20 protein-coding genes and 1 other annotated feature are annotated in these 24,678 nt (G+C 35.5%); of the genes, 12 read left to right on the top strand and 8 right to left on the bottom strand.

All coding sequences use genetic code 11. The features are described 5' to 3' along the window. The first annotated feature begins 149 nt into the window (after positions 1 to 149). From HNQ94_RS02875 to ytxJ, 5 genes are all read left to right on the top strand, one after another. The gene (locus HNQ94_RS02875) at positions 150 to 1,265 is read left to right on the top strand and encodes a nicotinate phosphoribosyltransferase (protein WP_174494310.1); all 1,116 of its coding nucleotides are present in this window, start codon (positions 150 to 152) and stop codon (positions 1,263 to 1,265) included. A gap of 211 nt (positions 1,266 to 1,476) precedes the next feature. After that, the gene (murC, locus tag HNQ94_RS02870; RefSeq protein WP_174494311.1) at positions 1,477 to 2,769 is read left to right on the top strand and encodes a UDP-N-acetylmuramate--L-alanine ligase; all 1,293 of its coding nucleotides are present in this window, start codon (positions 1,477 to 1,479) and stop codon (positions 2,767 to 2,769) included. An 817-nt stretch (positions 2,770 to 3,586) separates the two neighbouring features. Next, a complete protein-coding gene (locus HNQ94_RS02865) occupies positions 3,587 to 3,991 on the top strand; it encodes a DUF948 domain-containing protein (RefSeq protein WP_174494312.1) in 405 nt (134 codons plus the stop codon). 29 nt (positions 3,992 to 4,020) lie between these two features. After that, positions 4,021 to 4,419, top strand: coding sequence for a YtxH domain-containing protein (locus HNQ94_RS02860; protein WP_174494313.1), 399 nt, complete (start codon positions 4,021 to 4,023; stop codon positions 4,417 to 4,419). 41 nt (positions 4,420 to 4,460) lie between these two features. Further along, positions 4,461 to 4,808: a bacillithiol system redox-active protein YtxJ gene (ytxJ, locus tag HNQ94_RS02855; RefSeq protein WP_174494314.1), complete on the top strand. Its 348-nt coding sequence runs from the start codon at positions 4,461 to 4,463 to the stop codon at positions 4,806 to 4,808. Positions 4,809 to 4,919: 111 nt separating this feature from the next. Here the strand turns inward: ytxJ and HNQ94_RS02850 are convergent, their stop codons facing one another. Beyond that, entirely contained in the window at positions 4,920 to 7,076 is a 2,157-nt protein-coding gene (locus HNQ94_RS02850) for a cell division protein FtsA (protein WP_174494315.1), read from the bottom strand. Between the two features lie 147 nt (positions 7,077 to 7,223). On the opposite strand from HNQ94_RS02850, the gene HNQ94_RS02845 reads away from it, so the two are divergent. The 4 genes from HNQ94_RS02845 to motS all read left to right on the top strand — a co-directional run bounded on the left by HNQ94_RS02845 (position 7,224) and on the right by motS (position 11,236). Then, positions 7,224 to 8,303: a bifunctional 3-deoxy-7-phosphoheptulonate synthase/chorismate mutase gene (locus HNQ94_RS02845; protein WP_174494316.1), complete on the top strand. Its 1,080-nt coding sequence runs from the start codon at positions 7,224 to 7,226 to the stop codon at positions 8,301 to 8,303. 257 nt (positions 8,304 to 8,560) lie between these two features. Beyond that, positions 8,561 to 9,556 carry a catabolite control protein A gene (ccpA, locus tag HNQ94_RS02840; protein ID WP_174494317.1) on the top strand — a complete coding sequence of 332 codons (996 nt, stop codon included), beginning with the start codon at positions 8,561 to 8,563 and terminating at the stop codon, positions 9,554 to 9,556. Between the two features lie 53 nt (positions 9,557 to 9,609). Then, positions 9,610 to 10,434 (top strand): flagellar motor protein MotP, encoded by an 825-nt coding sequence (gene motP, locus HNQ94_RS02835; protein ID WP_174494318.1) that lies wholly within the window; start codon positions 9,610 to 9,612, stop codon positions 10,432 to 10,434. Continuing rightward, the gene (motS, locus tag HNQ94_RS02830) at positions 10,424 to 11,236 is read left to right on the top strand and encodes a flagellar motor protein MotS (protein ID WP_174494319.1); all 813 of its coding nucleotides are present in this window, start codon (positions 10,424 to 10,426) and stop codon (positions 11,234 to 11,236) included. Before motP ends, motS begins: the two co-directional genes overlap by 11 nt. 24 nt (positions 11,237 to 11,260) lie before the next feature. Here the strand turns inward: motS and HNQ94_RS02825 are convergent, their stop codons facing one another. From HNQ94_RS02825 to HNQ94_RS02810, 4 genes are all read right to left on the bottom strand, one after another. Beyond that, positions 11,261 to 12,445 carry an acetoin utilization protein AcuC gene (locus tag HNQ94_RS02825; RefSeq protein ID WP_174494320.1) on the bottom strand — a complete coding sequence of 395 codons (1,185 nt, stop codon included), beginning with the start codon at positions 12,443 to 12,445 and terminating at the stop codon, positions 11,261 to 11,263. Then, positions 12,442 to 13,089: an acetoin utilization AcuB family protein gene (locus HNQ94_RS02820; protein ID WP_174494321.1), complete on the bottom strand. Its 648-nt coding sequence runs from the start codon at positions 13,087 to 13,089 to the stop codon at positions 12,442 to 12,444. The genes HNQ94_RS02825 and HNQ94_RS02820 overlap by 4 nt, the downstream gene beginning before the upstream one ends. Before the next feature lie 12 nt (positions 13,090 to 13,101). Next, positions 13,102 to 13,743, bottom strand: coding sequence for a GNAT family N-acetyltransferase (locus HNQ94_RS02815; RefSeq protein ID WP_174494322.1), 642 nt, complete (start codon positions 13,741 to 13,743; stop codon positions 13,102 to 13,104). A gap of 325 nt (positions 13,744 to 14,068) precedes the next feature. After that, the gene (locus HNQ94_RS02810) at positions 14,069 to 17,446 is read right to left on the bottom strand and encodes a transglycosylase domain-containing protein (protein WP_174494323.1); all 3,378 of its coding nucleotides are present in this window, start codon (positions 17,444 to 17,446) and stop codon (positions 14,069 to 14,071) included. Positions 17,447 to 17,574: 128 nt separating this feature from the next. Continuing rightward, positions 17,575 to 17,781, top strand: a binding site (T-box leader). Positions 17,782 to 17,846: 65 nt separating this feature from the next. On the opposite strand from HNQ94_RS02810, the gene tyrS reads away from it, so the two are divergent. Beyond that, positions 17,847 to 19,115 carry a tyrosine--tRNA ligase gene (gene tyrS / locus HNQ94_RS02805; RefSeq protein ID WP_174494324.1) on the top strand — a complete coding sequence of 423 codons (1,269 nt, stop codon included), beginning with the start codon at positions 17,847 to 17,849 and terminating at the stop codon, positions 19,113 to 19,115. A gap of 52 nt (positions 19,116 to 19,167) precedes the next feature. Here the strand turns inward: tyrS and zupT are convergent, their stop codons facing one another. Both zupT and rpsD read right to left on the bottom strand, forming a co-directional pair. Beyond that, positions 19,168 to 19,977, bottom strand: a complete 810-nt coding sequence (gene zupT / locus HNQ94_RS02800; RefSeq protein ID WP_174494325.1) for a zinc transporter ZupT — start codon at positions 19,975 to 19,977, stop codon at positions 19,168 to 19,170. Positions 19,978 to 20,304: 327 nt separating this feature from the next. Then, entirely contained in the window at positions 20,305 to 20,907 is a 603-nt protein-coding gene (rpsD, locus tag HNQ94_RS02795) for a 30S ribosomal protein S4 (RefSeq protein WP_174494326.1), read from the bottom strand. Between the two features lie 465 nt (positions 20,908 to 21,372). Here rpsD and HNQ94_RS19710 point away from each other — a divergent pair, with 465 nt between their 5' ends. Then, positions 21,373 to 23,277, top strand: a complete 1,905-nt coding sequence (locus tag HNQ94_RS19710) for a sensor domain-containing diguanylate cyclase (RefSeq protein WP_246199906.1) — start codon at positions 21,373 to 21,375, stop codon at positions 23,275 to 23,277. 42 nt (positions 23,278 to 23,319) lie between these two features. Here the strand turns inward: HNQ94_RS19710 and msrC are convergent, their stop codons facing one another. After that, positions 23,320 to 23,805: a free L-methionine (R)-S-oxide reductase MsrC gene (gene msrC, locus HNQ94_RS02785; RefSeq protein ID WP_174494327.1), complete on the bottom strand. Its 486-nt coding sequence runs from the start codon at positions 23,803 to 23,805 to the stop codon at positions 23,320 to 23,322. Positions 23,806 to 23,977: 172 nt separating this feature from the next. Between msrC and refZ the strand changes: the two genes are divergently transcribed. Further along, positions 23,978 to 24,586, top strand: a complete 609-nt coding sequence (gene refZ / locus HNQ94_RS02780) for a forespore capture DNA-binding protein RefZ (protein WP_174494328.1) — start codon at positions 23,978 to 23,980, stop codon at positions 24,584 to 24,586. The last annotated feature ends 92 nt before the right edge of the window (positions 24,587 to 24,678 follow it).

Raw genomic sequence — 24,678 nt, 5'->3', positions numbered from 1 at the left:
GTTTTTCTTTTTTTCTGCCTTATTTCACTTGTCTTGTAAGGATGAGAGTAAAATCAAGTTAAATGATTTTAGCTTGTTAAATTATGTTACAATGTTTAAGATAATAAATAGCGTATATAACCGCAAATTACATATAAGAGGGATAAGAAATGAAAGAAATAGAATTAAAGATGAAAGGCAAAATAAATAGGCTGACAAATAAAACCTTTAAGTTTGATGAACGAATTAGAGAAGGTTGGTTTTCGGCTGTTTATTTTCTGAAAACAAAGGAAATCATTAAGGCTTCTGTTCCAGATAATTATGTTACGATGCAATTCTTCCAAAAGGATGAAGCCGTTTTATGCGGGACTGATGAAGCTATTGCTTTAATTCATACATTTGCAGATCATCCAGAGGAGTTAGAAATCCACTCTTTAAAAGATGGAGATAAAATTAATCCATTTGAAACTGTCCTTACGATAACGGGGCCGTATCAACATTTCGGCTTTTTGGAAGGCTTAATTGATGGTGTTTTAGCACGAAGAACTTCAGTTGCTACAAATGTTTATCATGTAGTTAAGGCTGCTCGTACATCTGGGAAACAAAAGCCTATTATTTTTATGGGGGACCGTGATGATCATTATACGCAACAGGCTGGAGATGGCTATGCTGCTTATATAGGAGGCTCGACTGCCCAAGCTACCCATGCCATGAACGAATGGTGGGGGAAAGAAGGAATGGGAACAATGCCTCATGCTCTAATCCAGATGTTTAAAGGTGATATTGTTGCTGCTACACGAGCTTATAAAGATAGCTTTCCAAATGATGATTTGTTGGCATTAGTCGATTACAACAATGATGTTATAACAGACTCGTTAAAAGTAGCTAGGGCATTTAAAGAAGATTTAAAAGGTGTCAGACTTGATACTTCTCGTACAATTGTAGATAAGTACTTTTTCCGAAATCCTCATTTAATGGGAACATTTGATCCAAGAGGAGTAAATCCTGAGCTGATCTTTGCATTAAGAAGGGCTTTAGACGATGAAGGCTTTCAGCATGTAAAGATTGTCGCGAGCGGTGGATTTACAGAAGATCGTATTCGGGCTTTTGAGAAATTAAAAGTACCTGTAGATATGTACGGTGTCGGTGGAAGCTTATTAAAAATTAATATTGGTTTTACTGGTGATAATGTCCTGTTAAATGGGAAACCAGAGGCTAAAGAAGGTCGTAGGTACAGACCTAACAAGAGATTAGAAAAAGTGGAATATATTGAAGAGACTGAATAAAGTTTTTCCTGGCAATAATAAAAAGGATAGAAACCCTTGTCTTGATAAGACAGGGGTTTTCATACAAATTTAACTTTTATTATTAAAGTTATTACAATTTAAAATGAATTTGATATAATAAACCGGTAAGAAAAATGGGTATTGGAAATAGCAAAATTGTAGGCAGATACATATACTAAATCAGAATGAAAGTTTGTGGAGGTTCAAGTTTATGACTACTTACCACTTCATTGGTATAAAAGGAACTGGAATGAGTGCATTAGCACAAATTCTTCATGATGCAGGTGAAAAGGTTCAAGGTTCAGACGTTGATAAATACTTTTTCACCCAAGATGCTTTAGAAACAAGAGGGATTAAAATAACAACATTTTCAGAGAATAATATAGAAGAAGGTTTGACTATTATTGCTGGAAATGCTTTTAACGACGAGAACGAAGAGATTAAAAAAGCTAAGGAATTGGAATTACCTTATTATCGTTATCATGAATTTCTAGGGGAATGGCTAAAAAGATATATAAGCATTGCTGTCACAGGTGCTCATGGGAAAACTTCAACTACAGGTTTACTTGCACATGTCCTCAAACAAGTGGAACCAACTTCTTATTTAATAGGGGATGGAACAGGTAACGGACATGAAAATAGTAAGTATTTTGTGTTCGAGGCTTGTGAATACCGAAGACACTTTTTAGCTTACGAACCCGATTATGCAATAATGACAAATATCGATTTTGATCATCCTGATTATTTTACAAGTATTGACGATGTATTCAATGCCTTTCAAGAGTTAGCAATGAAAGTGAAAAAAGGCATTATAGCCTGTGGGGATGACGAACAGCTTCAGCATATTCAACCGAAAGTACCAGTTGTTTACTACGGTCTATCGGAAGGAAATGATTTTCAAGCAAAAAATGTTCAGGCAACAACAGAAGGAACATCCTTTGATGTATTTGTTAGAAGCACATTTTATGAAACCTTTGAAATCCCTACCTATGGCACGCACAACGTTTTAAATGCATTATCTGTTATTGCCCTTTGTCACTATGAAGGAATTGGGGCAGAAGATATTAAACATCTTAAATCGTTCAAAGGTGTGAAACGTCGCTTTACCGAAAAGGAATGGAAAAATGGGCAAATTTTAATTGATGACTATGCTCACCATCCAAGAGAAATTGAGGCAACTATCGAATCTGCTCAGAAGAAATATCCAGATAAAAAAATAGTAGCAATATTTCAACCACACACTTTTACAAGAACAAAAACGTTCTTGCAACAATTCGCTGACAGCTTAAGTGAAGCAGATCATGTGTACTTGTGTGATATTTTTGGATCTGCACGTGAAAAAAGTGGAAGTTTAACTATTGAGGACCTGCAAAACAAGATAGATGGTGCAACAATACTCAATTTAGAAAATACAGACGTTTTACAAGACTTTTCAAACAGTGTTCTCATCTTCATGGGAGCAGGGGATGTTCAAAAATTTCAAGAAGCGTATGAAAAATTATAAAAGTTTAGGAAGCCGTTCATTAGAACGGCTTTTTATTTTATACTTTAAGAAAGTTTAACCTTGTTCAAGTATAAAAAAAACTAAGACTTTCACCATAAGGATTTGGCGACAAGCGAAGTTTTTCTAAAAAAAGAGGAAAAAATGAAGTAAGGAGATTGTTTCTCACCTATACTAAAGAAGGACCGTTACTTTTTACTTAAACTACGACATAACTTTATGTGTGTGAAGTTCATCCTCTACAAGATGAGTGGTAGTCCGTCGCCGCGGAAAAATACTCGCTTTCCATGGGCAAGGCCTCAGCCTCCTCGCGAGCAAAGAGCGCTCGTCTCGGGGGTCTTCAGACTCATGCTCTCCCATAGGAGTCTCGCATGTTTCCGCGGCTTAGAATGGTGTGCTGTACGAGCGAGAAGACTCCCCAAAAGATAAATGGAGTGGTATTACTACTCATAAATCAAAACATTTATCATAGCGGAGGCTCAGTGGGAACCCGTGGAAAGCGAAGTATTCTGCCGGAGCGGCCGTTTAGCACCTAGCTGCTTCAAAGAGCAAACCCTACATAAGTTACGTCGCATTTTCCATCTACTGCGCAAAAATAATAACTACTTTAGAAAAGAGCTAAATAAAAGAGTGGATTTTTGCATATAATGAGTAAATAGTTAGGATTGATTTGTTTGACGAATCTTGTATTCGGGTATAGGCTATATATAAAGCAAAAGGATTAATTTTTTTAAAAAATATCAACTAAGGTTTTAAATTAGCCAATAATGTCGAATGTTGTAATGGAAAGTAAAATACATAAAAGGAGTGGGTTGGGAATATGGAAGTCCTGCTTTACGTTTCAGCTTTAATCGCTGCAATTGCTTTTGCTGTATTAGTTTTTTATCTAGCGGGCACATTAAAGTCTGTTCAACGAACAATGAATAATGTCGCAAACACGTTAGAAGGTTTAGAGAAACAAATGGAAGGTATAACGGTAGAAACAGCGGCTTTGTTAAATAAAACAAATAAACTAGCTGAGGATATTCAGCATAAATCACAAAGAATGAATAACTTAGTAGAAGGTATATACGGAGTTGGTGAGTCTGTTAAACAATTTAATGGATCGCTCCAAAAAATTTCAACGGAAATTGTCCGTGAATCGGAAAACAATAAAGCAACTGCTGCCCAAGCGGTAAAGTGGGGACAAGCAATTATTGACTTATGGAAAAAGTACAAAAGGTAAATTTTTACTAATAAGAAGGAGGAATTTAAATGGGGAATGAACAAAACCATAATGACAACCAAAACATTAATAGCAAGGACTTTTTATTAGGCACTTTATTAGGTGGTATTGTAGGTGCTTCTGTCGCATTATTGTTAGCTCCTAAATCAGGTAGAGAGTTACGTGAAGATATAAATCATCGAGCTCAAAATGTAAGAGAAAGAGCCGAAGATTGGAAAGATATTGCCTATGAAAAAGGTTCTGAGTGGCGTGATCTCGCTAAGAATAAAACAGATGAATTTTCAACAACATTTACGGAGCGTATGAAGGATACAAAGCAGCAACTTCAAGGAAAAGTGAATCAATTACGTGATAAAATGGATGGACAAGATATTGCGGATACGCTTGAAGAGGCAGCAGACGACTTAGAAGAAAAGTTTAGTAAGTAAAGGTCGATTATTTATTTTTTGGATAGACGGAGGATAAGTTGATGGGTATTCAATTAATTGAAACACGGGAGCAATTTTCAAAACTAAATGATAAGACTTCTTTTTTCTTATTGAAGCACAGTTTAACGTGCCCAATTAGTGGAGAAGCAAAGGATCAATACGAGTCATTTGCTGCTAATACTTCTGTTCCTTTATATATGTTACATGTTCAAGAAGCACGCCCGCTATCAAATGAAATAGCGGAACAATATAAAGTGAAACATGAATCCCCTCAAGCTTTGTTATTTTCTGAAGGGAAAATCATTTGGAACGCATCCCATTGGGATATTACAGAAAATACACTTAAAGAAGTGGAAGAACAATATGTAACACAAAAAGAGCCAAAATAATGGCTCTTTTTTTACTTTAAGAAAGTTTATCTTTATTAAAGGATTAAAGTAAAAGAAAAACTAAGGCTTTCGCCATAAGGACTTGGCGACAAGCCAAGTTTTTCTAATTCGTTATTTTTTTGTATAAATGGATTCTATCCATCTAATACTTATTTTATCGTGGGGGGCTAACTCGGTAGTAAAAGAAGCTTCTTCTCCGTTTACGTACAACTTAAACTGTTTTCCAGTAATGCTAGAGATGTCAAAGTCGATATATCTAAAAATATCTTGAAAAATAAAGGGCTGTGAATCATTCTTTGTCATCTTAAGTGAATCTTCATGCTTGACTATGCTGTCTTCTGATAAAGGTATATCTTCTCGATAGAAAGCTACCTTCTCCTTTTTTAAATAAATTGTTCTAGATTCAAATGTTACTGGCAAAACGATACTTCTATCTACTTCTAACATTTCTAAAAGCTGATTAAGTGGAAACTGACTTTGTTCAACAATAGTAATTTTGTCATTTTGTTTTATACTAGACTTTGGCGTGGACTTTACTCCATTAATATAAATGGTGCAAATATCTACATCTAACTTTTTCTTTTCTCCGTTTATCTTCACGTGAAAGGGTATCCTGTTTTCCAGTAAGGATGATTTATTGATGGAATGCAAAAATCCCTCTATTGTTTGAATGGCATTTAGTCGAATGTCGTCTTTATCTTGGATATACGTATTTTTGTTAGCAGGTTGATTATTTACTAAAATAGAAGGTTGTACAATATGTTTTTCTCCATTTACGTATACCGGGAACGAAAATACATCCTCTACTAACTCACCTAGCATAATAGAAGGAGATTGTCCGTTCTCCCCTGGAATAACTTTCATTTTATCCCCATGTTTAATCAAGTCTTTTAAGGACACAGGGTTCCCATTTAAGGTAAGAATAGGTGGTTGGCCTAGCGTACCTGGAATAGTAATGTTTTTTCCGTTAAAGGTAACCATGTAAGCCATGCCTGGTTTTCCATACAATTTATTGATATTAATACCTGCTGCAAGTAAGCAATCCCCTACCGTCAATTGTTTTAAATCAAATAATCGAACAGTACGTTCGTTTACTTGAATACTAATGTAATGTATTGGATTTTGTTTCGCTGCAATTGCAATGCCTAGAGGTGTGACAAAGGCTGGCCCTTCTGGTATGATATATGTTTTCTTTAGTTGTTGAATAGCATCTGTCCCTCTTACAGCAACACGGTTTTCAGGTAGTTGAAGTCGGTTTGCAATTCGTTTTGTAAGCTCAGGGGTTAAACTACCACCCCCTACAACCATTACTGCTTGTGGTGATTTTTGATTAAGTAGAAGAATTTCATCGCAAATCGAGTTGGCAAGTTGGTCAATCGAATCCATGATGTTAGACACTAGTTCATCGTATGTAATTTCTGATTCGAAGCCCAAAATATCGGTTACTTTACTCTTTTTATTGGTAGTGACTTCTCTTTTCACTTCTTCAGCCAATGGAAAGTCTAGTAAATAATGATTACTAATAGCTTCTGTTATTTCATCTCCAGCAACAGGTACCATACCATAGGCAATGACGGTTCCATAGTTAGTAATAGCAATGTCACTTGTTCCTGCTCCGATATCAACTAAAGCAACATTTAATCTTCTCATAGATGGTGGTATTAATACATTGATTGCAGCGATAGGTTCAAGCGTTAAAGCATCCATCTCTAAATCAGCTCTATGAAGAGCTGATATTAATGATTCAACGACCACTTTCGGTAGAAAAGTTGCAATAATTTTCACTTCCGCCTCATGTCCTTGTTGATCGATTAAGGAGCCAATATCATCCCCATCTAACTTATAATGAAGGACAGAATAGCCCACACAATAGTAGTTGGTACTGTTTTCCTCCATTTCTTTTTGGGCCAATTCATATTGAGCTTGCTGAACGGCACTTAATTCTAGATGTAAAATGTCTTCCTCATTCATCAATGGTTGTTGAAAAATATTTTTTGTGACTTTTGTTTGTTGGGTTTTAAGTGCTCTTCCTGCTGCAGCAACACACACTTTCTTTATTGGACCGTGTTTTTCCTCCAGAAATTCTTTTACCTTTCGGATTACTTTCGAAACGGATAAAATATCATGAATTTGTCCATCTAACATGGAGCGTTCATTATGTTCAACGGAAATAAAGTCTATTACTTCAAAATGAGTAGATACTTTTTCTAAAATAATTCCGACAACGGATCGTGTTCCGATATCGAACGAAATAATTCTTTCGCCCATTTTTCGTCATCCCCCTTAAAACAGAAAATTGTAAAAACTTTGTCTATATTAATGACATTCCCTTTTTGTTTCGTTATAATAAGTTCTAATTATTTAAAATGTACCATATTAAAGGTATTTAATAAACTGAAGATGGGGGCATTCATAGTGAGTAATGAGCAATTAGACAGTTTAAGAGAAGAGTTAGATCAAGTTAACCTTGATATCCTATCCCTTATTAATAAGCGGGGACATTTAGTAAAACAAATTGGTGAAATTAAGCATAAGCAAGGAATGAATCGTTTTGATCCTGTGCGCGAACGGAAAATGCTTAATGATTTGTTGAAGCATAATGATGGTCCCTTTGAATACTCCACAATTCAACATCTTTTTAAAGAAATTTTTAAGATGGGTCTTGAACTACAAGAAGATGATCATAGTAAAGCATTACTAGTGTCTAGAAAGAAGAAGCCAGAAGATACGGTTATTTCTATTAAGGGTGAGAAAATTGGAAACGGGAAAGTGAGTTTCATAGCTGGGCCTTGTGCTGTAGAAAGCTATGTACAAGTTGCAGAAGTGGCACAGGCTGTTAAAAATCAAGGTCTAAAACTGCTGCGTGGGGGAGCGTTTAAGCCTCGAACATCTCCTTATGATTTCCAAGGACTCGGTATAGAAGGGCTGAAAATATTAAAACAAGTTGCCGATGAGTATGACTTGGCCGTGATAAGCGAAATTGTAAACCCAGCTGACTTAGAAGTTGCGATTGATTATATAGATGTGATTCAAATCGGTGCACGAAACATGCAAAATTTCGAACTACTTAAAGCTGCCGGATCAGTCAATAAACCAGTCCTACTTAAGAGAGGACTTGCAGCACAAATTTCCGAATTTATTAATGCTGCGGAATACATTATTTCAAGAGGTAATGAAAATATTATTTTGTGTGAAAGAGGTATTCGCACATATGAAAAAGCAACAAGAAATACGTTAGATATTTCAGCTGTGCCTATATTAAAACAAGAAACACATTTACCTGTTTTTGTAGACGTTACACATTCTACTGGTAGAAGAGACTTACTTCTACCAACAGCTAAAGCAGCAATTGCTGTAGGTGCAGACGGGGTAATGGCAGAAGTTCATCCAGATCCAGCCGTTGCATTATCCGATTCCCAACAGCAGATGGATATCCCGACTTTTGATCATTTCATGAAAGAGTTAAAAGGCTTAACAGAAAAGGTTGGACGATAGAGTAAAGAAACATAAAGCTCATTTTTTCTATGAAAAGTGTTTCATTTCGAGGTCCTTGTCCATAATAAATATGGCAAGGACCTTTTTATACTTAAAAACCTGGTAAAGGTAATAAATTCGTTATGTTTCGTTAGTATTTGATACAATTATGTATGTTTATACAATGTTCACATGCTTGTCGTTGCTTGTTTATTAATTGTGTCGTATCATTATTATATATATTTTTAGAACGGATTATCTAAGGAGGAAATATGCAAATGAATATTACTATATATGATGTAGCAAGAGAAGCAAATGTTTCCATGGCAACCGTTTCACGTGTGGTAAATGGAAATCCTAATGTTAAACCAGCTACTAGACAAAAGGTATTAGAAGCCATTGAAAGACTAGGATATCGCCCAAATGCAGTTGCAAGAGGATTGGCTAGTAAGAAGACTACCACTGTTGGTGTTATTATCCCAGATATATCTAGTGTATTTTTTGCTGAATTAGCAAGAGGTATTGAAGATATTGCAACTATGTATAAATATAACATCATTTTAAGTAACTCTGATCAAAACAAAAACAAGGAGTTACATTTAATCAATACGATGCTTGGGAAGCAGGTAGATGGAATCGTATACATGGGTGGGGATATTACGGAAGATCATATTAAAGAGTTCCAGTCTGCACCTGTTCCTGTTGTACTTGCTGCAACAGTGGATAAAACAAATACGATACCATCTGTAAATATTGATTATGAAGCAGCTGCAACGGAAGCCGTTGAAAAACTAATCAATGATGGCAATGAAGTGATTAGTATTGTATCAGGTCCATTAGAGACAGATATTAACAATCAAAAACTAAATGGGTATAAACAAGCACTACAATCAGCTGGATTAGTTGTTGATGAAGAGCTTATTTATACAGGTGATTATACATATCAATCTGGTTTAGACTCTGTTGAGCAATTTTTAACGAGCAAAACAAAACCATCAGCTATCTTTGTTGCATCTGATGAAATGGCACTCGGTGTTATTCATGGAATACAAGATAGAGGGCTTACTGTACCTGGAGATATAGCAGTTGTTGGGTTTGATAATACTCGTTTAGCTACAATGGTTCGACCAACTTTAACAACTATCGTGCAGCCGATGTATGACATTGGTGCTGTATCTATGCGTCTTCTGACAAAATACATGAATAAAGAACAAGTGGATGAATCTAACGTTATTCTTCCACATCGAATTGTCGAAAGGGACTCAACAAAATAAGATTAAATCCGATAAATATATTATAGAGATGTCTTTGAGTAGGGAGAGAGACGATGAAGCGGAGAGATATTTTAACACCAATCGGTATATTTATAGGATTAACAATGGTCTTATTTGGCATATATACAAATGGCGGTTTGGGTGGAGTAGCATCTTTTGTCGATGTTGCATCCATTCTAGTAGTGCTAGGTGGACTATGTGCAGCAATTATCGTTAACTTTAGTATCAAAGAATTAAAATTAACATTAAAAGTATTCAAAGAAGCATTTCGAAAAAGTGAAAATGATTTAAAAAGCTTAATTGATTTATTTGTAACTTTGTCCGAAAAAGCAAGACGAGAAGGATTACTCGCATTAGAAAATGAAATTGAAGAAGTAGAGGATCCTTTTATTAAAAAAGGTGTATTACTGGCAATCGATGGGATTGAACCGGAAGTAATTAACGATATAATGAGTGCCGAAATTGCTGCAATTGAAGAAAGACATCAAAAAGGTAGAGCAATCATCCAAAAAGCAGGGGAATACGCTCCTGCATGGGGGATGATTGGTACTTTAATTGGGCTCGTTTTAATGTTAGAGAACTTAACAAATCCAGAAACAATTGGACCTAGTATGGCAGTGGCTTTAATAACTACCTTTTATGGAACTTTGTTAGCGAATTTAGTTTTTCTTCCAATAGCTAGTAAACTAGAAAATAGAACAGATGAAGAGATTTTCTTAAAGCAAATAGTAATCGAAGGAGTTATTGGCGTTCAATCCGGTCAAAACCCTAAGATTTTAGAGGAAAAATTAAGTGCATTTCTCTCCAGTGAACAAAAGAAACAATTAGAGCAAGAAAACACTGAGGAATTAGTGGGAGAGACTGTAAATGGATTATAAGAAGCTAAGAAAAAAGAAGAAAGATTCTGGTTCTACAGCTAGTTGGATGACCACATATGCTGACTTAATCACTTTAGTCTTAGTATTTTTTATTCTTTTATTTTCGATGTCCCAAATTGATATTGAAAAATTTAAGGCAGTAGCTGACTCTTACCGTGATAGGGTAATTTTTGATTTTAATCCATCCATTGTACCAGCTGAAAACCCTTCTGAATTAGGGGATGATGTGGATGCAGAAAGTCCAAGTGAATTAAGAGAACCACCAGCGAATGAGGAAAATGACGAGGAAGAAAAGGAAGACGAAAATCCTGATGAATTAGAAAGCGAAGGAAATTTGGAAGAGCTAGTACAAGAAGTTCAGTCGTTCTTAACAAGAGAAGGATTGAATGAAGTGATTTCGGCTAATATAACAGAACGTGGTGTTGTATTAATCCTCCAAGAGCAGATTTTGTTTGAATCAGGTGAAGCGGAACTAATTGAAGAAGGAAAACCCTTCTTAGACAAGGTTGGGAAGCTTTTAAATACTATTCCTAATCATGTGAAGGTGGAAGGTCATACAGATAGTCGTCCTATTTCTACTTTTCGCTACCCTTCCAATTGGGAGCTTTCCGGAGCAAGAGCAAGTAGTGTTATTCGGTACTTGATAGACGGTCATGAATTAGATTCCAAGAGATTTCAACTAAGTAGTTTCGCCGATACTCGTCCCATTGCTAGTAACGATAGCCCAGAAAATTTACAAAAAAACAGAAGAGTAGAAATTGTAATTCTCGAGCCTGAAGATGTAGAAAAGCCTAGTGACTAAAACGATCACTAGGCTTTCTTGTTTCTAAACATTCGTTAATCCATTAAAACGATATTGTTTATTTTTAATAAACTGCATCGATTTTTCAAGTGTTTGCATATTTTTTTCCGTTATTTCATGTTTTCTTGGAATGGGAGTATACACTTCTCCCGGATCATGCCAATACGATGGTAAGTCTACAGGGGATAGTTTTTCATACTTTTCAAGCCAAGTTTGTGGCAAATTCCCTTTAAAAACTGTATTTGTCGTCATGACTTTCCAAATTTGGGCCCATGCTCGAGGTACTACACGCCAAATGTCATAGCCTCCACCACCTAATGCAATCCATCTTCCATTGCAATATTCGTGGGCCAATTCATGTGCAAGTTTTGGAATGTACTCATAGATCTTCATTGTACTACAAAGGTGCGTTAAAGGATCGTATGCATGAGCGTCCACACCATTTTGTGTAACAATAACATCTGGTTTAAAGTACTCTACGACATTACGAAAAGCGTTTTCATAAACTTCTAGAAAAGATTCATCTTCCGTAAATGCATCAATAGGTACATTGAAAGAGTAACCGTACCCTTGTTTTAAGCCACGCTCATTTATATTCCCGGTTCCTGGAAACAAATATCTACCCGTTTCATGAATGGATAAAGTACATACGTTAGGGTCATCATAAAAAACCCATTGTACCCCGTCTCCGTGGTGAGCATCTGTATCAACATATAACACTTTTAAGTTATATTTTTTCCGAATATATTGAATAGCAATAGCACCGTCATTATAAATACAAAATCCAGACGCTTTACGCTGGAAGCCGTGATGCAAGCCACCACCTAGGTTTAAAGCATGCTTATATTTCCCTGCCAAGACAGCATCAACAGCAGTTAAGGAGCCACCAACTAGTAAGGAAGCAGCTTCATGCATATTGTTAAAAATGGGGGTATCCTCTGTCCCAATTCCATATTCTAAGGCATCTTCTTCAGCAAGTTTTCCACTACCAGCAGCTTTGACTGCTTCAACATAATCTTCATCATGTACAAGTTTTATTTCTTCATCCAATGCTAATCTTGGTTCTATGATTTGGTCATCCGAAATAGCACCGGCATCCTTTAACAACTCATAGGTAAAGAGTACGCGATTTTGATTAAACGGATGATCCGCCCTAAAATGATAATTCACAAAACTATTTGAGTAAACAAACGCTGCTTCACATGTCATTTTGAAATCCCAGGCATGTTTGGCCACAATACCTCATATCCTTTGCTCTTTAATGAGTCAATAATTGGCATTGGATTCATCGTTTGAACTCGAAATGCTAAAATTTTATTTTTGTAATTATTTTTATATGGATAAACTAAAACAGAAGAAATGTTAACTTTATGACTACCAATAATGTTCGTTACTTCAGGTAAAATACCAATTTTATTTTCTACTTTTATTTCAATTTGAGAGCTTTGTTCATGAATTCCTGTTAATTGAATAAGGGTATATAAAACATCCTTCTCTGTTACAATTCCTACAAGTTTATTGTCTTCTGTAACCGGAACACAGGCAATTTCCTGGTCATAAAATATTCCAGCTACTTCTTCAACAAAATCCAATGGATGAACAGTAATGACAGGTGAAGACATAATTGATTGAATCTCATTCTTTAACTGTTCCGCTTTCGTGGCACGGTCAAAAATAGATGGACTAGCATCCCTAACATCTCGATCAGATACAATTCCAATCACTTGATTTTGCTCATCAACAATTGGAATGTGCCGAATATGATATTGATTCAACAGTTTTAAAGCGGTTTCAATTTTCTCGTGAGGCGGGAGTGTAATGACATCACGCTTCATCACTTCTTCAACTAACATCGTAAATCCCCCTTAGAACCAGTCCTGGCGATTTCTACCTAAAAATCGTAATTCTTCAAATTGCTTAACAGACTCTTCTGGAACGTTTTCACCGATATAAGCCAATAAACAGTTAGCAGGGTGGGAGGCAATTTCAGGATCATCAGTAGGAAACGGCTTTAATCCGCCTGCTCCCATCATCTTCTCCATAACATATCTATATTCCCATACACTTAACCCTGTTCCTTTTAGGTCCCAATGCCAATAATATTCAGTTGTAATAATTATATAATTTTCCATAAATTCATCCATCATGGCGAGTCTTATTAAATTAGACCCAATCTTTAAAGATCTATACTCAGCTGCAACCTCAATGGCTCCAAGTTCAATTAAATCTTTCATTTGGAACTTCGACCATCTCTCTAACGGATCAGGATAAAGGTACGTGACATAACCAACAATCATGTCCCCATCCCGGGCAACTAAAATCCTACCTTCCTCAAAATCAGCAATTTGTTTCAGAGCTTCAAATTGTTTTTTCGGAGGCCGGAATGCCTTTAAGCCTTCATGAAAATTATATTTCGCCAGTTGATCAGACGATAATGGCCCCTCCAAAATGAGTGCTTTATCATCTGTTTCTATTGTTGCGGAATGATAAGTTTTCCGATGTTTCATTCCTACACCACCTATAAATAATAAACATAAAACATCTATATTTATTTACCATTATACATGAAATAATAAACCGTTTGGTTGAAAAAAATATATTAATTTAGTGAACAAATGGATGTGAGGTATATAGTGATTGATTTTAGTAATAAAAGGAAAGGAGATGATAGTTATAATGGCATATTTTCAATAACTGCTGCTTATTACAGGTACCATCATAATAAATAAAGGTTGAATGGAAGAATTGAAGGTTCAGGAAAAATTATTGATAATTTACCATATTTATTGCATAAAAAAGCAAGTGGCCTTGATTAGACCACTTGCTAAGTAATTATTCTGTTGGAGTATCAGTAGTTTCGCTTATTGTGAATTCTAGAGTTTTCCCTGGACTCCTATTTCCTGCGGAGTCAACTGTCCTAACTAAAATAGTGTAGTCACCGGGTTGTAGTCCATTAAATACTATTGGGCCAGTATTTTTTTCCGCTTGTAAGTCACCCTGAATGATTACTTTAAGGAAATCATCATCATTTGGAATCTTAAAGCTAATGGTTGCTTTTTTCTTATCAATTGTCGCCTTTAATTCTGTAACTTCTCCAGGTGGCTGTTTATCCACTTCCACAGCCTCACCCTTCGTCGTCACCTTGACATTTCTTCTATCACTTTGTTCACCATCTTCGTCTACGGCAATGACGGTGTATGTGTATGAGGTGTCAGGTTTTAGGCCATCATTATCTGTATAAGATGTACCAGATACGCTTTCGGCTATGACGTTTGATCCTCTTAAAATCATTACATGCGAGAAGTCATCGTCAGCTGGATTGCTCCAAGTAAGTTTCACGGAAGTTTCTTCAGCTGATGCTTTTAAATCTGCAACTGCACCAGGCTTTGTAATGATTTCTCCAAATACGGCTACTTTTGAATACTCTGATTCCTCACCGTAAATATCTACTGCTGTAACATAAAAGGCTTTGTTTTTACTAGGGAGCTCAAACTCAGTCTCTTTCGTGTTACCTACTGTTTCGGCTTCTTTTTCTGGTTCATCTGCCATATAGATGCGATAACCAATGACGTCTTTTTCAGCAGGCTTCGTCCAAGTCAGCTTATTACCTGAAAGTGTGACGTTACTTGGAGCAGAAGGCGCTTTACCATCATCCTCAAGCTCTTCAGTATCAGGAATCATAATTTTTTCCCACTTTTCCCCTTTTGGAAGAAGCTTGCTTAGGTCATGTACTTTATCCCAGCCCCTGTCTTTCAGGAATTCAGGGTTAAGTAGGAAACCTTCTTCGGTAAATTCTTCTGGTGTCTTTCCTTCTATAGCAGGATAATACTTATCTTCAATCTTAACGATATTATCTTTGATTAAGCTGTAATCCTCTTCTTTAGGTGCGAATTTAGCATTGAATATGTCTGTTGTGATTAATCCAGCCTCTTCACAAGCCTCACTTGGAAGTAACCCTGAAACAGAACAAACACTTCTTCTTACTAATCCACCAGGACTTTGGAAGCCACTTTCCGGTAACATCAAGTCTGGACGGAGTTCGGTGGCAGCATTTACTAGTCTAGCCCATAAAAGAACGTTACGACTACTGTATCCTAAATTTGTTCCATAATTGTAATTTAAATGAATACGTCTATCGGCTGCTGAACTTCCGCCGCCATCTCCTTCATAATCGTACGTATCGTACCCCATCCAACTTCCAATCGTAACATTTGGATTGGTTGCTACAAACCAAGTGTCTTGAATGTTTTCTGTAGATCCTGTTTTACCTGCCCAGTCTACACCAGGATGGTTTAGTACACTTCTTGCATACGTAGCTGTACCAGCACTTAATACATCTCGCATAAGGTCTATTGTTAAATAAGCAGTTTGTGGAGTAAAGACGTCAACCATTTCTGATTCATGCTGGAAGATTACTTCACCGTCTTTTGTTTCGATGCTTTCAATCATATAAGCATCGACAAATTTACCCATGTTACCAAACGTTACATACGCATTTGTATTCTCTTCGACTGATACCCCTTTAGACAAACTACCAATGGACATGGAAGGATTTTCATGATCGCTTGTATTTTCATCTTCATATAAAGTGGTAAAGCCCATTTTTTCTAAATAAGTAGTAGGTCTATCCGGTAATATTTCTTTATAAACCCTTGCAGCTGGAATGTTTAAGGATTTCGCTAATGCTGTACGAACAGTAGTTAATCCTGACTCCGTACTTGTGTAGTTATCAGGTAACCAATTTGCTCCAGTGTTAGGGCCACTATTCTTGACGTCAGGCAGAACTGTTGCAGGCTGAACGATTCCTTTTTCCATCGCCGGTGCGTAGTCTAAAATTGGTTTCATTGTACTACCATTCGGTCTAATAGTAGTTGTTGCGTGGTTGTTTTCACTTAAAGCAAAGTCACGACCACCAACAAATGCGATAATTTTACCTGTTTTATTTTCGATTAAAATGGAACCAGGATGAACTGGATTTTCTACTTTTTCTTTTACTCCTGTTTCAGGATTCTCTCTAATAATCGTATGGGTTGGAGTATAGTGTTCAAACTCCTTTGCGATTCTTTGGAATTCATCATATACTTCTCTATCTATAGTTGTATTGATTTTATATCCTTTTTGGCGTAGATTACGTTTAGCTATGATATTATACTCTTCTGCCAAATCATCATTATTTTCTAAATCTTCTTCCGTATAGCCATCTTGTTTTGCTAGTTGAAGCGCCATAATTTCTCTTGCACGCTTTTCGATTTCCACTGTTAATAAAGGATACTTTTCAATTGGTGACGGCTGTGGTTCGATAAAGTCTGCGGTTATATCATAGTTTAGGGCTTCGTTATATTCTGTTTCTGTTATGTCACCTACTTCTAGCATCCTAGATAGTACAATTTTCATACGATCTAAACCAGGCTGTAAGCCCTCAGCACTTTTTTGCTCTCCTCCATTAGTAAACGGAGTATAGCCAAAAGGACTTTGTGGCATACCTGCTAGATAGGCCGCTTGAGGCAGATTAAGATCCTTTGCATCAACGCCGAAAACACCCTGTGCAGCAGTTTGGATACCAGCAACATTTCGCCCAGATGAATCGCGTCCAAATGGGACAACATTTAAATAAGCTTCTAGTATTTCTTCCTTCTTAAAGAATTCTTCGAGTCTCATTGCTAAAAGAATCTCTTTTGCTTTTCGTTCAAAAGACACTTCATTTGTTAAAATCTGATTCTTAATTAATTGTTGAGTAAGTGTACTTCCACCAGTTTTATTTGCGGAATTTAAAAATTCTTGTAACAATGCTCTTAAGATAGCCTTTGGTACAACACCATTATGTTCATTAAAATACTCATCTTCTGTTGCAATTACTGCATCAATAACATATTGCGAGATGTCTGAAATACTAACTTCATCTCTATGAAGATCTGCTGAAAGCTTTCCAAGGTATTGATTGTCAGCAAAGTAAAGCTCTGTAGTTTCCTCATAATTGTATATACTTTGCTTCATATCATCGTAAGCACGAATAGGCTCGTCCTTTACTAAAGAAGCAAAGTATCCTGCTCCAATACCACCAAGAAAAAATCCTCCGACTAATCCAATAATGATAAAAATTAAAATAACATTCCAAATAACGTCGGAAGTAATGCGAGAAAACTTTTGTAGTTTCCCTTTTTTCCACCATGCTTTTACTTTTTGGTATTTATCATAAAATTTTTCATTCATTATTAATTACCCCCTAAATTCCACAATACATTATACCATAATCTATCGTTATACAGACAAGTCTAGTATAAATAGGTTTGCTTTCATTTATCGTTTATGGTATAAAATGATAACAAACACAATTTAATATGGATGCAAAGAAAAGATGAAGTAGCAAACTACTCCCTGTTTTAGAGAGTTGACGGTTGGTGTGAGTCAATACATAGTAGTTTCGTGAATTACGTCTGGGAGCATTTTCTACTTAATGTAGAAGACGGTTAAAGCCGTTAACAAATGAAGTGGCAGTGCAATATACTGCAACTAGGGTGGTACCACGGGTAAACCTCGTCCCTATATTTTTATAGGAGCGAGGTTTTTTTGCGTCTAAAAATATACGTACCGAGTAAAAGGAGGAGCACTAATGGACATTTTAAAGGATTTAAATGAACGTGGGCTTGTCAATCAAATTACAGATGAGGATGGGTTAAAAAAGCATTTGGAAAATGATACGGTGACCTTATACTGTGGATTTGATCCAACAGCAGACAGTCTTCATATAGGTCATTTGGTCCCACTTCTTATGTTAAAAAGATTTCAGAAGGCTGGGCATAGACCTATTGCGTTAGTTGGTGGAGGAACAGGATTGATTGGGGATCCTAGTGGAAGAAATACGGAAAGACAATTAAATGAGCAAAATGTAGTACAAGATTGGAGTCAAAAGTTAAAAAATCAAATTAAACATATTTTAGACCCAAATTCAGATGAAAAAAATGTAATAGCTGCAGATAACTATGATTGGCTTGCTCAAATGAACGTTATTGAATTTTTAAGAGACATCGGAAAGCACTTTGGTGTTAATTATATGTTGGCTAAGGACTCAGTTGAATCCAGAATAGAAAATGGAATTTCTTTTACAGAGTTTAGCTACATGATCCTTCAGTCACTTGATTTTCTTACTTTATACAAAGAAAAAGGATGTACCCTGCAAATTGGTGGAAGTGACCAATGGGGAAATATAACAGCAGGATTAGAATTAATTCGCCGTACCTCAGAAGAAGAAGAAAAGGCAAAGGCGTTTGGGTTAACGGTTCCACTTATTACGAAAGCAGATGGTACGAAATTCGGTAAAACAGCAGGTGGAGCTGTGTGGCTTGATCCAGAAAAGACAACTCCTTATGAATTTTACCAATTTTGGATTAATACAGACGACCGAGACGTAATCAAATTTACGCAGTACTTTACGTTCCTAAGTCAAGAAGAAATAAAAGAATTAGAACAAGAATTGGAAACACAACCGGAAAAAAGAATTCCTCACATTCGTCTTGCAGAAGAAATGACAAAGCTTGTTCATGGAGAAAAAGCACTTGAACAAGCAAAAAAAATTACGGAAGCTTTATTTAGTGGGGAAGTAAAAGCATTAAACGGAGAAGAAATTGAGCAAGGTTTTAAAGATGTTCCAACATTTACGCTTGAAAACGCTGAAATAGGTTTAATTGACCTCTTAGTTGAAGCAAATATCTCCTCATCCAAACGTCAAGCTCGTGAAGATATTAGCAATGGGGCTATTTACATTAATGGGGATCGTCAGCAAGATCTTCAATACGGGATTTCTGATGAAGATAAAATTGACGGCCGCTTTACAATTATACGTAGAGGGAAGAAAAAATACTTTTTAATTCGTTATAGCTAATAAATGAAAGATGCATTCGGGTTTTTCGAATGCATCTTTTTTACTATCACGATTAAATAAATAGTAATAAGCTAAGTGCCATCACGGCCATACCAGCAATTAGACCGTAAATAGCTGAATGAGCTTCATCGTATTTTTTGGCAGCGGGTAACAATTCATCTAAGGAAATAAAGACCATAATACCTGCTACTGCTGAAAATATTAAACCAAACATAACGTCATTTAAGTAGGGCATTAAAAATAAGTAGGCTAACAATGCACCTATAGGTTCTGATAATCCCGAGAGGAAAGAAAGTTTAAAAGCTTTTTTCTTACTTCCGGTTGCAAAGTATATCGGAACAGATACTGCAATCCCCTCTGGTATATTGTGAATTGCAATTGCAACAGCTATTGCAATTCCAAGAGCCGGATCTTGAATTGCTGAAGTAAATGTAGCTATCCCTTCTGGAAAATTGTGAATAGCTATGGCTAATGCAGTAAAAGTTCCCATTTTTAGTAACTGAGCATCATTGGTAACTGGGCCGTTTTTCTTCATATCTTCTACTTTTCTGATTTCATGGGGATTTCCTTGTTTCGGAATGAATCTATCTATAGAAGCAATTAATAAAATTCCCCCAAAGAACCCTAATACAGTCATCCAATTACCAATCTCGTTCCCTAGCGATCCAACAAGAGCATCTTTTGCTTTGACAAAAATCTCAATCATGGAAACATAGATCATTACTCCTGCAGAAAAACCAAGGGCTAATGATAAAAACTTCGTGTTTGTTCGAGATGTAAAGAAAGCCAATATACTTCCAATACCAGTTGCTAATCCTGCAAACAAAGTTAGCAAAAATGCGAAAAGAACTGATTCTCCCATTATTTATCCTCCTCACAATTTTTCTTACACAAGCGCACAAAAGTTTACCTAAGGAAACTTTAAATCTAAAAAAAGAGCCCTTTAAAATCTATATGCTGAACTGTCATTGATGTGACATAAAATTTTCACGGTGTTTAAAAAAGTTGCCTTAACTCAAATTTAGTGAAGAGAATAAAAAAAGTCAACAAAAAAGATTTAGTTAATGCACCTCTAAAAGATGAAGAATGATAATGATAAGATATTATACTTAGTTTTACACATTTCGTTCAAATCATATGTTTGTAATAAAAAAAAGCTTGGCAATAAGCCAAGCTTTTTAAATCACAATTAACGAGAGTAGAACTCTACGATAAGTGCTTCGTTAATTTCAGCTGGTAATTCTGAACGCTCTGGGTAACGGTTGTACGTACCTTCGAGGTTATCTTCATTGAAAGTTAAGTATTCAGGAACAAATACGTTTACTTCCATAGCTTCTTTTACAATTGTAAGATCACGAGATTTTTCACGGATACCAATAACTTGACCTGGTTTTAGACGATAAGATGGGATATCTACACGGCTACCATCCACTGTTACGTGACCATGGTTTACTAATTGACGAGCTTGACGACGAGTGCGAGCCAAGCCTAAGCGGTAAACAAGGTTATCTAGGCGAGATTCAAGAAGAATCATGAAGTTTTCACCGTGAACACCTTTCATTTTACCAGCTTCATCAAAAGTACGACGGAATTGACGTTCGTTTAAGCCGTACATAAAACGTAGCTTTTGCTTTTCTTGCATTTGCAAACCATACTCTGACAATTTCTTACGTTGGTTAGGACCATGTTGTCCAGGAGGATAAGGGCGTCTTTCTAGTTCCTTACCTGTACCACTTAAAGAAATGCCATATCGACGAGATTTTTTCCAAGTTGGACCTGTGTATCTTGACACTTGACATTCTCCTTTATAATTAAGTTTTGCATAAAATAAGGACTGTGTTCCTTAACGGTGCTCATTTTGTTTTCATGTACCATCGCTCCAGCAGCAGAGAGTTACACGATACACCTCTTTTTTTTCCTTGAGGAACAAAATGATTACAACGCCGGTTTCACCTAAGCTACCTTTTATTTTACACAAAGGACATTATAAGTTCTTTTTAAGGAGAAGTCAAGGAACTCTATTGAACTATCTGCGTTTGCTATGATAAATCCTAGTATTACAAAGAACTAAAAATAATAATTGCTGTACACGGCTTTATTATCGTTTTAAAATTTGTTTGAAAAAATAACAAATATTTTTTGATTTTTTATACAAATTTCTACATTATAATTTGTTTATATGTGATAAAATAATAATATATTTAGTAGGTAAAATTTCCTAATTTGGAAATATCAAAAATAGTTTAGGTGATGCAGAGTGACGAAAAAAGTCCTAGCCCTTGACCACTTAATAAATGATATAAAGCAAAAGTATTATGACTTAATTATGAAACAAAATCATACTACTTTTCCAATATTCATGTCTGATTTAGCAGGCAATATTAAAGATGCAACAAAAGCGGATTTTACAGAACTATTTTTGTTGAATGATTCCTTGAGGGAATTGGTTTTATTATCAAATGGAGAGTTGTTAAAGCATACTTGTAAAGAACATACCGTTTCTTTGGACGAGTTTGAGTGTTTATTAGAAAATTCACCGAAACACTGTGGGTTTCCCGTTAGCAATGCTTTGTTAGGGGATCGTGCAGATCATCTATATTGTTTCATTGTTCCATTGAAAGTTGAAAAAGAAATAAACGGATTCATTTTATTAGGTTTTGATAAAGCAACCTTTAATGAGGAAATCACAGCCTATTTTGATGAAATAGCATTTCAGACGCTTCAGATCATAATAAAAATGAAACATTTCTATACTTCCATTAGTGAAGAGAAAAAGTACGAGTTGCTCTATCGATTAACATCCAAGTTTCATTCATCGATCAATATGGAAGAGCTTTTGGAAGAAATTATTCTTACATTAAAGCAACTTTATCCGAGCTTTAATTATTACTTGCTCTTATCACAATATGATTTTCAGAAAAGTAACCTACCTATTCGAGAAATTGATTATTACAATGAAGAACACCACGCAAGTGCACAGTCTTATTTAACAGGACAATGTCAAATGGAATCCTTATCAGAAACAGAAAAGTCGCTTTATGCACCTTTAAAGGGAAAACAAGGAATATACGGTGTATTACAGGTGATAACTTCTCAATCTGCTTTGTTTTCCGAGGATGATATTGAGTTTATTACTTTAATAGCTAATACGGCTGGAAATGCGCTTGAAAATGCGAGACTTTATCAACAATCAAAGAGATTGATTGATGATCTTCAATTAATTATTAAATCATCCCAAAAGCTAAATTCAAAAATGAGATTAACAGATACTTTTTCTTATATGTCTCATCTGATTCAGGATTCCTTTAGAGCAGAACAGGTTGGTTTTGTTTTATATCCTAATAATGAAGTGAAAAATTTTAATGTGTTAGAGGAAAGTTCTTCCTTCTTTTCTACAGAAGAGGGACTAGCATTTGTTTCTTTTATTCACAACTGTATCCACAATAAAACGACGACGATGTTTATAGGAGATTTCTCCAATAAGTATCCAAATGTCTCGTTACCATTTCAATCTGTTATGGCGGTACCAATGGTTCATGAGCAAAATATTATTGGTTTTGTCGTTGTTTTACATAAAATTGAATATTTCTTCTCTTTTGAGACATATAAGTTACTTCAAGCTCTTGTTCATCATTCTGCCCTAACTGTAGTAAATTCACTGTTGAAAGAAGAACTTGAGCAGTTAGTTCGAACAGACTATCTAACAAAGTTATACTCGAGAAAACATTTAGATGAGATGATGAATAAGCATATTGAACATGGACAACAGGGATCATTTATTTTAATCGATATTGATAATTTCAAAAGTATAAATGACGAGTATGGTCATGATATGGGAGATCAAATAATTACGCAAGTAGCGGAAATTATAAGAGAGAATATTCGAAGTCATGATGTTGCTGCAAGATGGGGTGGAGAGGAGCTAGCCATTTATCTTCCGAATACTTCCCTCACAGCAGGGGCCCAAGTAGCAGAACGCCTGGTGGAAACAGTGGCTATGAAAACGAATCCTAAAGTGACTATTTCTTGTGGAATTGCTTTTTGGAATAATAAGTTAGTGGATAATAGTAGGGAAATTTTCTTAAGAGCGGACAGGGCTCTCTATATTGCTAAGGAGCAAGGTAAAAACCGTGTTGTAAATCAAAATGAAATTGTAGTCTAATTTATAAGCAAGCAAAAGGAATACCGAGTTGGTATTCCTTTTTTATGTGCTAATATGTTGATTTAATATTTGTGTAAATTGTTCTAAATATTTTTGGTCCGTTTCATCAAAACGATCCTCAATAGGACTGTCTATATCTAAAACACCAGTAATTTTTCCATTTTTATAAAAAGGGATAACAATTTCAGATCTGCTTGCAGCATCACAAGCTATGTGCCCTGGGAATTGATGAACATCTTTCACCCGAATTGTTTTTTCTTCTTTTAGTGCCGTTCCGCATACACCTTTTCCGTACCCAATTTTCACACACGCAGGAAGTCCTTGGAATGGTCCGAGTATAAGTTCCCCATTTTTATACAAATAGAAACCTACCCAATTAACTTTATCTAAAAATTGATTTAGAAGAGCTGAAGCATTTGCTAAGTTTGCGATTAAATCATCTTCTCCTTCTAATAAAGCTTGTAGTTGCTTATTTACTAATTGATAATTTTCTTCTTTTGTACCTTTATACATTTCTGTGTGAAACAACACAATTACCTCCTATTTGACAAAATAAGCCATTATTTATGTTTTTGGTCCATCGTTCTGTCAGAAATCCACGAAACTTTATGAGAGGATTCTGAAAAGAAAAGCAGAAAAATAAAGTATAGCATCAAAAATTAGACTATGTTCTTTTTTTGAGAAGAAGGGGGGATGTTTTATGAGTCGTCTAAAAACAAAAGATAAGGTTGCTGAAACAGCTGCTCATTTGTTTTATTTGAAGGGGTTTCATGGCACATCTGTAAGGGATATCGCAACAAAAGCGAAAGTGAATGTCTCCATGATAAGTTATTACTTTCAAAATAAACAAGGACTTCTAGAGTACTTAATTGTAAGCTACTATGAAAAATACTTAGAAGAAATAGAGCATGTTCAAAAATCTTTAGACTCAACACACAACCCTCTTGAAAATACATATAAACTTATTGAGGCTATTATACATTACAAACAGAAACATCATCAATTTACTTGTTTTATCCAAAGAGAACTTTCTATGGACAATATATTAGTTAGGGAACTACTAGTAACGTATTTAGCAAAAGAGAAATATTTAATAGAAGACGTTTTTGATCGCGTAATCTACGAAAAATCATATACAACAATTGAAAAAGAGTGCTTGTTTATGCAATTTAAGGGATTATTAAATGTTCCATATACAATGCCTTATGAATGGCAAAGTATGGTGAAATGGGACTTATCAAAGGATGCTTATATGAAAAACTACACGAATACAATTAAATTGTGGTTAAAGACACTTGCGGCTTCTTAACAGGAACCCTCAATTGTCTTTTTTTTATACATTAAGAAAGTTTAACTTTGTTAAAAGATTAACGTAAAAAAACTAAGGCTTTCGCAAAAGGA

It is taken from the genome of Salirhabdus euzebyi (genome assembly GCF_014207435.1).
Lineage (GTDB): Bacteria > Bacillota > Bacilli > Bacillales > Alkalibacillaceae > Salirhabdus > Salirhabdus euzebyi.
The sequence above is the reverse complement of the archived record's forward strand: the minus strand, read 5'-3'. Positions and strand labels throughout refer to the sequence as shown.

Excerpts from the sequence above, each read along its gene's own strand:
- HNQ94_RS02875 (WP_174494310.1), top strand. The coding sequence starts at position 150 with ATGAAAGAAATAGAATTAAAGATGAAAGGCAAAATAAATAGGCTGACA.
- murC (WP_174494311.1), top strand. The coding sequence starts at position 1,477 with ATGACTACTTACCACTTCATTGGTATAAAAGGAACTGGAATGAGTGCA.
- HNQ94_RS02865 (WP_174494312.1), top strand. The coding sequence starts at position 3,587 with ATGGAAGTCCTGCTTTACGTTTCAGCTTTAATCGCTGCAATTGCTTTT.
- HNQ94_RS02860 (WP_174494313.1), top strand. The coding sequence starts at position 4,021 with ATGGGGAATGAACAAAACCATAATGACAACCAAAACATTAATAGCAAG.
- ytxJ (WP_174494314.1), top strand. The coding sequence starts at position 4,461 with ATGGGTATTCAATTAATTGAAACACGGGAGCAATTTTCAAAACTAAAT.
- HNQ94_RS02850 (WP_174494315.1), bottom strand. The coding sequence starts at position 7,076 with ATGGGCGAAAGAATTATTTCGTTCGATATCGGAACACGATCCGTTGTC.
- ccpA (WP_174494317.1), top strand. The coding sequence starts at position 8,561 with ATGAATATTACTATATATGATGTAGCAAGAGAAGCAAATGTTTCCATG.
- motP (WP_174494318.1), top strand. The coding sequence starts at position 9,610 with ATGAAGCGGAGAGATATTTTAACACCAATCGGTATATTTATAGGATTA.
- motS (WP_174494319.1), top strand. The coding sequence starts at position 10,424 with ATGGATTATAAGAAGCTAAGAAAAAAGAAGAAAGATTCTGGTTCTACA.
- HNQ94_RS02825 (WP_174494320.1), bottom strand. The coding sequence starts at position 12,445 with ATGACATGTGAAGCAGCGTTTGTTTACTCAAATAGTTTTGTGAATTAT.
- HNQ94_RS02820 (WP_174494321.1), bottom strand. The coding sequence starts at position 13,089 with ATGTTAGTTGAAGAAGTGATGAAGCGTGATGTCATTACACTCCCGCCT.
- HNQ94_RS02815 (WP_174494322.1), bottom strand. The coding sequence starts at position 13,743 with ATGAAACATCGGAAAACTTATCATTCCGCAACAATAGAAACAGATGAT.
- HNQ94_RS02810 (WP_174494323.1), bottom strand. The coding sequence starts at position 17,446 with ATGAATGAAAAATTTTATGATAAATACCAAAAAGTAAAAGCATGGTGG.
- tyrS (WP_174494324.1), top strand. The coding sequence starts at position 17,847 with ATGGACATTTTAAAGGATTTAAATGAACGTGGGCTTGTCAATCAAATT.
- zupT (WP_174494325.1), bottom strand. The coding sequence starts at position 19,977 with ATGGGAGAATCAGTTCTTTTCGCATTTTTGCTAACTTTGTTTGCAGGA.
- refZ (WP_174494328.1), top strand. The coding sequence starts at position 23,978 with ATGAGTCGTCTAAAAACAAAAGATAAGGTTGCTGAAACAGCTGCTCAT.